The sequence below is a fragment of the Corynebacterium hindlerae genome (genome assembly GCF_014117265.1).
Classification (GTDB): domain Bacteria; phylum Actinomycetota; class Actinomycetes; order Mycobacteriales; family Mycobacteriaceae; genus Corynebacterium; species Corynebacterium hindlerae.
The window spans coordinates 1,288,271-1,300,936 of record NZ_CP059833.1; the positions used below are offsets into that span (position 1 = coordinate 1,288,271).

Below are 12,666 nucleotides of genomic sequence, written 5' to 3' on the forward strand. Positions count from 1 at the left end.
TAAAACCTGCAATCCCCGGGAAGCATAACCCGGATCTCGGGATAAAAATGCTTAAATAGCAAACTTGCAGCTAGATTTTTGTCCGAGATCCGAGTTTCACTTCCCGGGGATTACAGGTTTCGATAGCGCGTTTTAGGGAAACCCCAGGCAAAACCTAGGTAGATCAAGCTGAGGTTGATCGTGCGGTAGTCCCGGGTGTTGTGCCCCTGGTGGGGGGTATTCAAAGATTTTTAGCCCGGATGGCCACCTACGCGTGTTGATGTAGTTCAAGGGCTGAGCAGCGCACACGGAAGTATAGTGCTGCTCAGCCCCAATGTTGGTTTCGCCGGACGCTAGACCAGCTCGGCTGTTGCGTCGAAGTCGCCGCGTACTGCGCGGGAGTATGGGCAGAATTCGTGTGCTTTGGCTACGAGTTCGGCGTCGCCGTCGAAGGAGCCACCTGCGAAGGACACTTTGATGGCGCCGGAGAGTCGGAATCCGTCGGAGACTTTGTTCAGGGTGACGGAGGCGGTGACGGATGGTTCATGCTCGGAAACGGAGACTCCGGAGTCCTTCATGATCTTTTGCAGGGCGCCGTTGAAGCAGGCTGCCCAGGCTGCGGCGAAGAGGGTTTCTGGGTTTGGTGCGTCGCCACTGCCGCCGAGGGCAGCTGGTGGTCGGATATCGGATTCGAAGTCACCGCTAACGCGGCCGTCGCGGCCTCCGCCGGTGGAGGTTACGGTTGCGGTGTACAAAGCTTCAGACATTGTTGCTCCTTTTCTGTGTCGGGGTGCCCCAGTGTACCTGGTAATGTAGGTGTTCATGAGCTTCATTCCGCCGCATGATGACGATTACGTCACGCGCCTTGCCTTGAAGGCCGGGCGTGGGGATAAGCGTGCCCTGACCGAGTTTATCCAGCTCACGCAGGGTGACGTGTGGCGGCTGCTCGCGCACCTCGGGGGCCGCGATATTGCGGATGACCTGACCCAGGAAACGTACCTCCGCGTGATCGGCGCGCTCCCCCGGTTTTCGGCGCGGAGCAGCGCAAAGACGTGGCTATTGTCGCTCGCGCGTCGCGTGTGGGTGGACAATATTCGGCATGATATGGCGCGCCCGCGCAAGTCGGCGGCGCAGCTTGAGGACGCAGCGGCGCCGTCGAGTTGGGCGGAGTGGGTCGACGCACGCATGCTTATCGACGCCCTAGATCCCGATCGTCGGGAAGCCCTCATCTTGACCCAGGTGCTCGGCTACACCTATGAAGAGGCTGCGAAGATCGCGGGCGTTCGGGTTGGCACTATTCGCTCCCGTGTGGCGCGTGCCCGCGCCGATATGGTGGCGGCATCTGAGCCGGCTGCGAAAGCCAAGGAAGCATAAGAAATGCCCCTCTTTTGAGGGGCTATTTCTTTACACCAGCAGCTCAGCAATCTGAATGGTATTGAGGGCGGCACCCTTGCGGAGGTTGTCTCCTGAGACCACGAGCACGAGGCCACGGTTATCATCCACCGACTGATCCTGGCGGATGCGACCAACAAAAGATGGGTCCTTGCCTGCGGCCAGGAGCGGCGTTGGGACGTCGACAAGCTCAACGCCCGGCGCGTCAGCCAGCAGCGCCTTGGCTTCCTCCACGGTGATTGGGGAGGAGAACTCAGCGTGGATGGTGAGGGTGTGTCCGGTGAATACCGGGATACGGACGCAGGTGCCCGCCACCTTCAGCTCTGGGATTCCCAGGATCTTGCGGGATTCGTTGCGCAGCTTCTGCTCTTCATCGGTTTCGAGGGAACCGTCGTCGACAAGCGCGCCAGCGAATGGCAGCGCGTTGAACGCAATCGGCGCGACGTAGGGACCAAAGTCGGCTGGTGCCAACTGGGAACCATCGTGAGCCAGCACAGTCGGATCAGCCAGGGAGGAAACCTGCTCGGCCAAAGCAGAAACGCCGGCAACACCGGAGCCGGACACGGCCTGGTAACTGGAGACGTGCAGGCGAACGAGTCCAGCGCGATCGTGCAGCGGCTTGAGCACCGGCATCGCAGCCATGGTGGTGCAGTTCGGGTTCGCGATAATGCCCTTCTTCGGCTCGCGCGCAGCCTCCGGATTCACCTCGGACACGACGAGCGGAACCTCGTCGTCCTTGCGCCACGCGGAGGAATTGTCCACAACCGTCGCACCCGCAGCCGCGAAGATCGGCGCGTACTGCTTCGACGTAGAGCCACCCGCGGAGAACAGGGCAATATCGATTCCCTTAAGGGACTCCTCAGTCACCAGAGCGAGATCCCCAACAGTGATGTCTTTCCCGCGGAACGGGAGGGTGGAGCCGGCCGAACGAGCGGACGCGAAAAAACGCACCTCGTCGGCTGGGAAATTACGCTCTTCGAGAAGAGTGCGCATCACGCGACCAACCTGGCCGGTAGCGCCAACAACTGCGACAGTGGTCATGAGGGATCCTTTCTAGGGGTGGTCGAATTTGTGGTTCCGATTGACCAGAACAGGGGTAGTTTTTGGTCAATTGGAGCACTAAATTCAACGTTGTTATCTACCGGTACCTGCGTAGACGGTGGCTTCTTCCTCGCCGCCAAGCTCAAAGGCGTCGTGGAGGGCGCGGGCGGCTTCTGGGAGTTCGGATTCGCGAGTGAGGACGGAGATGCGGATCTCGGAGGTGGAGATCAGCTCCATGTTGATACCTTTGTCGCGCAGGGCCTCACAGAACGTGGCTGTGACGCCTGGGTGGGACTTCATGCCCGCGCCGACGAGGGAGATTTTGCCGACCTGGTCGTCGTAAAGCACGTTCTCCCAGCCTTCTTTCACCTGCAGGGCCTTGAGGATTTCCATGGCGCGGGGTCCGTCGGCGCGTGGGCAGGTGAAGGTGATGTCGGTCTTGCCGTCCTCGAGGGAGGAGACGTTTTGCAGCACCATGTCGATGTTGATTTCTGCATCCGCGATAGCGCGGAACACGGTGGCGGCAGCCCCTGGGGAGTCAGGGATGCCGAGGACGGTGATCTTCGCCTCAGAGTTGTCGGTGGCGACGCCGGTCAGGATTGCTTCTTCCACTGGGATATCCTCCATAGATCCGGCAATGAGAGTGCCGGGGTCATTGCTGTACGACGAACGAACGCGCATCGGTACGCCAAATGCTCGGGCGTACTCAACACTGCGCAGAACAAGAATCTTGGAGCCAACAGCGGCCAGCTCCAGCATTTCCTCGAAGCTGAGCTGCTTCAGCTTCTGGGCGTTAGGAACGATGCGCGGGTCAGCGGTGTACACGCCATCGACGTCGGAGTAGATCTCGCAGACGTCGGCCCCCAGCGCAGCAGCCAGCGCCACCGCAGTGGTATCGGAACCGCCACGCCCCAGGGTGGTCACGTCCTTAGACTCGCGGTTGACCCCCTGAAAACCGGCGACGAGGCAGATTTTGCCCTCATCTAGGGCCTCCTGAACACGACCGGGGGTGACATCCACGATGCGCGCATTACCGTGACGCTCGGTCGTGATCACGCCGGCCTGGGAACCGGTGAAGGACTGTGCCTTCGCACCGAAGGACTCAATAGCCATCGCCACGAGCGCGTTAGAGATGCGCTCCCCGGCGGTCAGCAACATGTCCATTTCGCGCGCCGGAGGAACTGGATTCACCTGAGACGCAAGATCTAGCAGGTCATCGGTGGTATCACCCATTGCTGAGCATACCACAACCACATCATTGCCAGCCTTCTTGGTAGCGACAATCCGTTCCGCCACCGCCCGGATCCGTTCCGCGGACTCCAGCGAAGAGCCACCATACTTTTGCACGATGAGTGCCATTCGTCGCCACCTTTCTTTTTCGCTGCAACCATATTACCGCCAACCTAACATTAAGGTAAACTTACCCATGTTAAGTTTTATTGCACCGGGGTGGGCGGGGGTGTTCCGGTACCCTAGACACGTGCATTCTTACGTTTTGGCGGTGCTGTTCGCGCTCGCATCGGCCCTCACCATCGCGTGGGGAACCGTTGTGCGCCACCGCATCGCCGAAGCGGCCCCTACAGGAGGCAACGCCGCCATCCTCTCCGCAATGAAACGACCCCTTTGGTGGGCAGGCATGTCGACGGCCATCATCGCCTACCTCCTCCAAGTCGTCGCCCTAGGATTCGGCCCCCTCCTCATCGTCCAGCCCATCTTGGTTATGTCCCTCATGTTCACTCTCCCGCTCTCCGCGCGTTACGACGGCCGGCGCATCACAATCTCGGAAATGACCTGGGCCTCAGTGCTCACCATCGCAGTCAGCGTGCTTGTCCTCCTGGGACGCCCCCTCCCCGGAATCACCCACCCGCCTCTCGAACGCTGGTTCATCCCCCTCGGAGTAGGCTTCGCGATCTTCTTCGCCATGGACCGCTACGCCGCCAGGCAAATCCGCCGCGAAAAAGCCCTCATCCTCGGCATCGTCACCGGCGCCATCTTTGGCTACGTCGGCGTCTTCTCCAAAGCAGTCGCCGACATCTTCGTCCTCCACGGATTCCTAGGACTCCTCACCAACTGGGAGCTCTACGCCCTCATCATCGCCTCCACCATCGGCACCATCGTGCAGCAATCCTCTTTCAACGCAGGCGCCTTAAGGAACTCCCTACCCGCAATGAAAAGCACCGAACCCGTCGTCGCCTTCTCCCTCGGATACCTCGTCCTCGGTGAAAAATTCCAAGCAACAGATCTGGAATGGCTCTGGATGTTCCTCGCCCTCGTGTTCATGATCGTCTCCACCGTCATGCTCTCCCGGCGGGATGTGGGATAGGGGTTGAGTTTTGGGTTTCACAAAAACACCCCCCAAAACCCCAGCCCCTTAAATAGCCCACCCCGTGGCTATGAGCGGGTGGGCTGAGATGATGGAGCCGAGGACTACCCAGGTAACCTCCAGCAGGGCCATTTTCCACTGTTCCAGCAGTTTCGAGAGGACCATTGCTGCTGGTAGAAGGCAGATCACTACTGGTAGGAGTAGGCGTGGCCGTGAGGTGATGGTGCCGTCGGAGAGCAGGATGTTGAGAGCTATTCCTAGGGCGAAGAGCCAGATGGGCCAGGGGAGTTTCCCAAAACTTAGGGCTAACAGCAATATGGTGCCGAGCATGATGAGCCCAACTATGAGGAGCCAGGAGTCGCTGCTGCGGTTGAAGCACCAGCTGAGGAATTCTAGGCTTGCGGCGCCATAGTCGAAGGCGGAGCCCCAGCCTTTTTGTTGTATCCCGAAGTAGCCGCCCAGGTCTGCGGTGTGTTTGCCGACGAAGATGAGGTAGGCCACCAGCCCGAGTGGGGAGAGTGCCAGGGCGATCCATGCGCGCCAGTTTTGCCGCCCGTGAACCAGCACTACCAGGAGGAATACTATCCAGAGGTCTATGCCGGTGATGCGTGTGAGGCAGGTGAAGAACACCAAGATTCCGACCAGGCCCCATCGTTGTTGCAGCATGAAGTACAGCGCCCAAAAAGCTAGCGCGGAGAACAGGGCCTCGGTGTAGGGCATGTTGTAGGTAAGCCCCATCGGTGCGCCGGCGATGAGCACTCCCCCGGCCACCTGGCCCCGTGTCCCGGCCCCCATGTGCTTCGCGATCATCATCACCGCAGCCACCATTGCCACACCTGCCAGGGAGTTGATCACGAGGGCTGCTGGTAGGTAGTCCAACCCCGTAGCCTCACGTACTGCCCTCAGCAGGTAGGGGAAGAGGGGAAAGAACGCGAGTCGCGCTTGGTAGCCTCCGAGGGAGGTGGGGTCCATGTCTTCGAAGTAGCCGCCGCGGGCGATGCTGATGTAGTGGATGGCATCCCACCGGGTGAGGACGCTGCTCAGGGTTTGGTTTTTGGCGTCGGCAAGCCAGGCGACGACGGCAAGGCGAAGGGCGGTCACCGCCGCGAAAATTGCGGTGGCCACCGCCCCACGTTGAGTTACGGACATAGGTTGTTAGTGTAATGCTTTCGCTTCACGACGCCCCACTGCAAGCCATCCTGCCCCCACCAAGAGCAAGCCCAGCACTACCCACAGTGCAATTCCACCGCCACCGGTCTTGGGAAGGGTACCCATTTGCACATCCGCCACCTGCATATAGGTGCCAAATCCCTGGGACACGCTCTCATCAGACCCAGAGTTAAGCACGAAAACTGCATTGCCTGCATTGGGCAGTTTGATGATCTGCTGACCGTTCTCTGCAACAATTTCGAACTGGATTGCTTCTGGGAGCAGTGAGTAACCGCGTGGAGCCTGTGTTTCTATCAACAGGTATTTGCCAGGAGCCAATTTAATTTTAGATTCATCTCCCGTCTTCCACACAGGGCCCGTTCCTTGACGTTCGGTTCCTGGGCCACTCGCTTGCCATACTTCAAATCGCGCATCGTCCAGGGGTTTTCCATCCATATCCACCTTATCGACGCGGAAGAAACCGTTTTCTGGTTCCTTCTGGTTGACGACCTTGCAGATTACAACTGCCCCTGGTTTTACCGAAACCTGGAAGTCCTGGTTCCCCTCATCGCCGACGTCGTTCACCTCAATCTCTTGCGCAGGTTGGCCATCAAGGTAGTTGATTGAGCATCGGGCATTGGCTGCTTTACTAGCAGAGGTTTGCCGGAACAAGCTGTAACCGTTGCGCTTTGACTCAGTGATCTGGACCTCTGGATTCGCACTAGGGTTATCAGTTTCTATGTGGAAAGTCACGGACCCGGATTCGTCCGTGATATCCGAGGTCTCATTGGTTCGGGAATCATCTTGGGCAACCAGGAAGTTGCCTCCCGGCGTATGGGCCTTAAATTCCCAACCCGCGAGTGTTTCCGAAGGTACTGGGTTTTCCTCAGCATCAATCACACTCTTCATCAGAGTAACCGTGCCAGCGCAGGATGCTAGCGCAACCTCGGCTAACACACGCTTGAGGTCTCCAAATGTTGTTGCCAGAATCGAATCTCCGTTAGCTGCAATAACATCGCCCATCTGAAGTGGACCCCGTTCGCCAACAGCCCAAGTGGACCAGTCTCGCTCATTCAGAACTACTCGGGTGTTATCCGGTTGAGGTTGCGGATCACGTTTTGAAGCGAGTGGGTCACCGAACCCCTGACCTAACAGTGTCCTGTCCCCGACAGTGTAAATATCCGCATCTTGTCTGTTAAGCACATCACGCACGAAAGTATTCTCTTGGGATTGGGCCCAAGGTAGGAAGAGGTGTGCAGGCATGCTGCCGTAAGCCTGACGGTAAGCCTCGATAGCCGCCTTGTATGTGCTTTTCTCTTTAAAGACTGCCGTCGAGTCCTTCGCGGTAGGTTCCGTGAAATCCTTTCGAACATTAATCAGCACTGGTTGGATACGCGTACCTTGCTGCTTAACACGATCAGCTGCCTGCTTCGCATATTTCACATCCGAAACATGCACCATACCTGCGGAGGCGTCTTCAGCCCCTCCGCGAGGCGTGGAATCACTGAAAGTTGGGTAACCGTCTGTCAGGAAGTAGACGACATCGTATTTCGAAGTGGGATTCTGCTTGTTGAAGTCCTCAATGTTCTTCAACGCGCCTTCCCAGTTTGTTGCTCCTTGGCCCACACTGGTGTAGGACCCCGGAAGCTTCATGTTTGAGTTGTATTTTCCAATGGCAGTGAGAACTTTATTTGCGCCTTCTTCATCCTGGATCGAGGTACTAGGAAGCTTCGCGTCTTCAAACCGGGTTCCGTTTGAACCGAAGTTGTAGACACCAATAGACGTTGCCGTGCCAGTCAGGGCCTTCACTATGTTCGAGGCAGCATCTGACATTGCGTCCACGCCTTGTTTCACGATCACAGAGTTTGACGCATCCATGACAATGGCGATGTTTTGTCCGCAGCGCGGGACCGGCTTCGGATTAGCAACGGTCGGGGTATCCCAACCCTGCTCAGGATCCATTACACGTGGGGTTTCTCCAGGAAATAGGTTCCGTTCTGCGGCAAAGGTGAAATGATCACCCACGTTTTGGGTCATGTCAACATTGGCATCAAAGGACAAGACCACACACATGGCAGTGTCTTGATCGGCTGTCATCGCTTGCGGGAACCGAACATAGGCCGAACCGGTTTGGTCCTCGGGAGAATAGTCGATCTTAAATGGCCCAGGAACGCTCGTTTGAGCACCACTTCCTCCGTCGGCTACTAAGACGACTCCTTTAATTCCAGTAATTTTCCGTTGTTCATCACTATTAGGTGCAAGTTTGAAACCAGATACTGGACCATCGCCAACGAGTGCTAGACAGAAGTAACCGCTTTGATTTGGTTTCTGAAAGTTGCTGGCCTTTTGAAAGTTGATCGTAAACTTGCCCGGGCCAGTAGGTGACTTGATGTCTGGGCTCGTCACAGTACTGTTGCGGAAACCGTACGGGACAGTAGCTTCAATACGTGAACCGGCTGGCACCTTGATTTCGCTTGGCAGCTTGAACCGTACACCACCCCAGTTATTTGATGGCTGATCTACGCCCGATATTGGTTGCACCTCTTGGCTTCCCGGGACATTTTGAACAGTGACCAGGACATGTCCTTGCGGGTCGTAGATTTTAAGCACTGATTGCTTTCCACCATCTACATCGTAGCCATTTTGGAATTGGCTGGTTGCCTCAATATAGCCTGCCAAAGTGCCATCAGTATCGATGGTGCGAGTGAAGGTGAGAGTCGGCGAGTTACCCTGAGTTGCCGTGAGTAAAAACGCTCCGTTTGTGTCATTGCCTGCCCAGGACTGCGGTTTGAGGTTTTCTGTAATTTTTCCTTCTATAGTCACCTTTAGGTTTCCCGCGTTGGGAATACCTCGGGTGACAGCCCATTTTAAGGTCAATGTGTCTGTTGCCGTTACTTTTAGTGGCTGCGTAAAGTTGCTGGTTAAGCTACGGCCAGCAGAGGTAAATGGGGTAGGTGAAGTAATTTGCCGATTTACCGAGAATTCACTGAAACGATTGGGACTAGAGAACGTCGCGCTACCACTGTTCACCACCGTAATTTTGGTGATCTCCATATTTTGGCCAGCACTAAAATCAAAAGCGATTCGATTGTACCTAGCCTCATAGTTAACGGAGGTTGGTTGAACGGTAATCGTTGTGTTTGTCTGCGCCATAGCACCGGTGAGGGAGATGCTTAAAGCGATTGTTAGGAAAAGTGCCAGCGCTATAGAAAAACCACGGATCCCTCTAGACGAGGCAAAATCCCACATTCTAATATCTATTCCTTTTCTAACAGCAGAATTGTTTTAAATTGGGTTTTTGTGAAACTTGGATGTTTTCCCGTGAACCGTCATTGAGCTCCTGTGGTGCGTTTCTTGCGGCTAAGCGCGATGAGTACAAACCCGGTTGACAGCAGTACTGATGCAAGAGCAACTAGTCCCGTAATTTGAGCTCCTGTCATTGCCAGTGGCTCTTTGGGTGATGTTGTTTTACTTGGTACTTCTTGGGGTTGGCCGGGACGGGTTGGCGGAGTAGCAGGTGGTTCGGATGGCGGCACAACTGGCGGAACAACTGGCGGAACAACAGGCGGGAAGGTTGGTGGGTTCCCTGGTTTGTGTGACTTCACCACGATAACTCCTGCGACTGGCGTGGAGTTGTGCTGGACGGTGTGGAATGGCACGGCCACCAAAAACGGGTTGATTTCGCGGTATTCATCGCTTGGAGAAGTTGACGTGACTAGGTAGATACCCCGTGGCAGTCCTTCGAATTGCACAATGCCGTTCGCGTCGGTGACCAGGGAGAAGTGTGAGTCTGTGGGCCAGGTTTTGACTTCGTCAAGAGCTGCTTTCTCCACACGGAGCATGTCTTCGGGGCTGTTAGGGTCGATCCCTGCCAGCCGGTTGAGGTGAATAGTGACGCCCTGGATCAGCCCACTGACTGGCTTGCCGTTGTCGGCCGGGTTGCCTTGGGTGAGTTGGATACGCAGGATGTCGGTCCCGACTGCACGCTCGCCGGTGGTGAGTCCGGCTACGGGGACGGCGTCGGCAAGCCCTGCGCTTAACGACGCGCCACCGAAGCAGGTGAGAGCGATGGTTGCGGCGACTACTGCGCGCAGTCGGACCGTGTGCCGGTTAGTCATTGTCGTTCTCCCACCATTGAGGTTCTTCATTTTCTTGATTTTCTCTGCGTGCGTGCCGACCGACAGGCTGCGGGTGGCGCTGCCGCCACAGCCACCACGCAAACACCAATGCGATCGCCAAAACGGCTGCCACCAGGGCATACATCCACCACTGCCAACCAGCACCGTGACTTTGGTCAAACACCGCGCTTTCCGACGGCTCCAACGGGACCTGATGCCCACGCACCAACAAGCGGTGACTGTTGATGCCGTACGGGGTACAGGTGATCAACGTAATGAGGTCTTTGCCAGCCTCCGGCCGCAGCCCATCAGTTTCATGCGGCAGCACCACCCTGATCTGGTCCACCTCATACTTGAGCTTGTGACCAGACACCTGGACATAGAAGACGTCGCCTTCCTTAGCGTCCTTCAAGTGATCAAACATGGTCACGTTCGACAGCCCCGTGTGACCAGTAAGAATCGCGTGAGTTCCTTCGCCACCGACCGGCAAATCCGAACCAAACAGGTGGCCCAAGCCTTTCTGCAGGGTGTCATCATCGGTGCCATGGTAGACGGGCAGATCAGCCTTGATCTTTGGGAAAATAAAACGGGCCATCACATCAGTGGCGTTGAGCTGTTCCAGATACGCAGCGTACTCCGGGTTGTTCCCACGGATCTGGTTCAGCCACGGGTCCAAAATCGGGCCAGTGCTGCGCTCCTCGTTGTAAGCGTGCGCCCGATCCCACTGGGTATCCTTCACCTCTTGCGGAACGGAAGTCTCCAGCTTCGCGTACTCAGCCGCTGCCTTGGACGTGCCATAGTTGTTCCACGCAGTGGACACGACAGGATAAAGCATGACGAGCATGCCAAGAACGACGAGTAGCGCTGGCAACACCAGGCTTTTCTTCTTGTCCTGATCGGCCGGCGAATCCTCAATCACCTGCACCGGAGAATTGTCCACTGGGTAGCTCCCAAAGTTGTCACATTTGCTTCATTTAACAGAAAGTAAAGCAGGGTACGCTGCGCGCACCCTGCTTCACAGCCTGGAGGTTTCTCCACCAGACTCACCGAGTACGTACTCGGATTTAGTTCTTAGCTCCGCGGCGTGCGAACCAAGCACCAGCTGCGACGATTGCTGCACCGATCGCGGCCAGGATGCCAACACCAGCACCACCGGTCAGTGGCAGCTGCGGGGTGTCCTCACGAAGGTTGACAACTTCCTTGACCAAAGTAATCTTGTCGTCGCCCTCGCCTTCTACCTTCTGAATGTCCTCACGAGTCATAGTGAAGGAGATTGGCTTGTTGTTCTTCTTGTAACCAGCAGGAGCCTTGGTCTCAAGCAAGCAGTAGTGCTTCTCAATCGGAGCATCGTGGTTCTCAACATCGGTAACGTGAAGACCATCAATGGTTAAGGTTCCGTCTTCACCAGTGGTCCACTTGTTCGTTTCACCGATAGTGATTTTGTTTTCATCGCTTACCGATTCCGCCCCAGCATCACAACGGTACAGCTCGAACTCCGCACCCTTTAGGGTCTCGTTCTTATCTTTGTCCGTCTTCACGACCTTCAGCTTGCCGTGGTAAGTGATAACTTCGTTGGTCTTCTGTTCAACGTCATCACCGGTGCTCGGGTTATTGAAGATGACATCTGCCTGGTTCTTGAGTTCGACAGTCTCGCCAACATTCTTACGCTTGACCTCGAACTTCAGGGACATCTTAGCGCCGGATTCCACCTTGTCTCGCCCCTGTTCACTGAGGGAAACAGTGAGGGTGTTCTCGTTTTCTGGAGAAGGTTCGGTGATTTCGTAATCATCTTCGGAAAGGGTTTTGTCGCCAGCCTTTACTTCTGTCACCCCAACGAACTCAAGGCGACTATCCAGCTTGTCCTTGAACTCGAACTTCGTTAGTTGCTTCCGTTCCTTATTGAAGTTCGGGGCATCCGCAGTGATCGTGTAGCTGAATGCGTCCTGGGTGTTCTTGTCAGCGTCTTCGACCTTCTTTTCGGTCTTCGACTCGGAGTTCTTCGGGTACACATGTACGTGGTAGTTCCATGCGTTACCTTCTGGGCCGGTTGTCGGTACGAATACCAAGAACGGCTTAGCTGGAATCAGGGTAGAACCACCCGCCTCAACCTGCTCGGTTACTTTTTCCTCAACCAGGTAAACACCAATTTCGAGGTCTTTGAACTCAGCAACGCCATCCTTTACAACAACTGTCTTGCCCTCACCTTGAGCTTCAGCATCTTTCGGAGTCAACTTCGCAGCTGCAGCGAAACCTTCATTGGTGGTCAGGTCGGCATTCGTAACCTTTTTTACAGTAAAGGAGACGCGATTATCACCAATAGCTTTTCCTGGAGCCGCTTCTCCTAGATCCATGCCGGTGTTATTTTCGTCTTTTTCCGCACCGATTCGCTTGTGGATGGTGATTGCACCAGTCTTACTGAAATCGATGTTACCGGCTCCAGCGCCTTCGTTCGTTTCGCCAGGATTAATAGCAGTAGCAGTATTGCCTTCCTCCTGCGCGAATGCACCTGGTGCTGAGATACCCAGGGAGAGGCCGACAATGGCGGCGAATGATACCGAGCGGGCGGTACGAGAGAACTTGTTCACTTGGAAGAGTCCTTTTCTTCAGTTCTAAGTAGGAACGCCCGTTTGGTGGGACCAGTTCCATGTTGGTTGGGGAGCCACT

The 12,666-nt window shown here is 56.1% G+C and carries 10 protein-coding genes; 2 read left to right on the plus strand and 8 right to left on the minus strand.

Annotated features, from left to right (window positions below):
- Positions 1 to 332 precede the first annotated feature (332 nt).
- Positions 333 to 746, minus strand: coding sequence for an Ohr family peroxiredoxin (locus HW450_RS06310; protein WP_182387120.1), 414 nt, complete (start codon positions 744 to 746; stop codon positions 333 to 335).
- Positions 747 to 801: 55 nt separating this feature from the next.
- On the opposite strand from HW450_RS06310, the gene HW450_RS06315 reads away from it, so the two are divergent.
- Positions 802 to 1,353, plus strand: coding sequence for an RNA polymerase sigma factor (locus HW450_RS06315; protein WP_182387121.1), 552 nt, complete (start codon positions 802 to 804; stop codon positions 1,351 to 1,353).
- 30 nt (positions 1,354 to 1,383) lie between these two features.
- Here HW450_RS06315 and HW450_RS06320 read toward each other — a convergent pair whose 3' ends face one another.
- Together HW450_RS06320 and HW450_RS06325 are read right to left on the minus strand one after the other, a co-directional pair.
- Positions 1,384 to 2,412: an aspartate-semialdehyde dehydrogenase gene (locus HW450_RS06320; protein WP_182387122.1), complete on the minus strand. Its 1,029-nt coding sequence runs from the start codon at positions 2,410 to 2,412 to the stop codon at positions 1,384 to 1,386.
- A gap of 93 nt (positions 2,413 to 2,505) precedes the next feature.
- Positions 2,506 to 3,771: an aspartate kinase gene (locus HW450_RS06325; protein WP_182387123.1), complete on the minus strand. Its 1,266-nt coding sequence runs from the start codon at positions 3,769 to 3,771 to the stop codon at positions 2,506 to 2,508.
- A 121-nt stretch (positions 3,772 to 3,892) separates the two neighbouring features.
- Between HW450_RS06325 and HW450_RS06330 the strand changes: the two genes are divergently transcribed.
- Positions 3,893 to 4,735, plus strand: coding sequence for a DMT family transporter (locus tag HW450_RS06330; RefSeq protein ID WP_182387124.1), 843 nt, complete (start codon positions 3,893 to 3,895; stop codon positions 4,733 to 4,735).
- A 48-nt stretch (positions 4,736 to 4,783) separates the two neighbouring features.
- Here HW450_RS06330 and HW450_RS06335 read toward each other — a convergent pair whose 3' ends face one another.
- The 5 genes from HW450_RS06335 to HW450_RS06355 form a co-directional block, all read right to left on the minus strand.
- Positions 4,784 to 5,884 (minus strand): hypothetical protein, encoded by a 1,101-nt coding sequence (locus tag HW450_RS06335; RefSeq protein ID WP_182387125.1) that lies wholly within the window; start codon positions 5,882 to 5,884, stop codon positions 4,784 to 4,786.
- A 6-nt stretch (positions 5,885 to 5,890) separates the two neighbouring features.
- Positions 5,891 to 9,133, minus strand: coding sequence for a VWA domain-containing protein (locus HW450_RS06340; RefSeq protein ID WP_182387126.1), 3,243 nt, complete (start codon positions 9,131 to 9,133; stop codon positions 5,891 to 5,893).
- An 80-nt stretch (positions 9,134 to 9,213) separates the two neighbouring features.
- Entirely contained in the window at positions 9,214 to 10,002 is a 789-nt protein-coding gene (locus tag HW450_RS06345; RefSeq protein ID WP_182387127.1) for a prealbumin-like fold domain-containing protein, read from the minus strand.
- Positions 9,995 to 10,942 (minus strand): class C sortase, encoded by a 948-nt coding sequence (locus HW450_RS06350; RefSeq protein WP_407926287.1) that lies wholly within the window; start codon positions 10,940 to 10,942, stop codon positions 9,995 to 9,997. The genes HW450_RS06345 and HW450_RS06350 overlap by 8 nt, the downstream gene beginning before the upstream one ends.
- Positions 10,943 to 11,066: 124 nt before the next feature.
- Entirely contained in the window at positions 11,067 to 12,587 is a 1,521-nt protein-coding gene (locus HW450_RS06355) for a SpaH/EbpB family LPXTG-anchored major pilin (protein WP_182387128.1), read from the minus strand.
- Between the last annotated feature and the right edge of the window lie 79 nt (positions 12,588 to 12,666).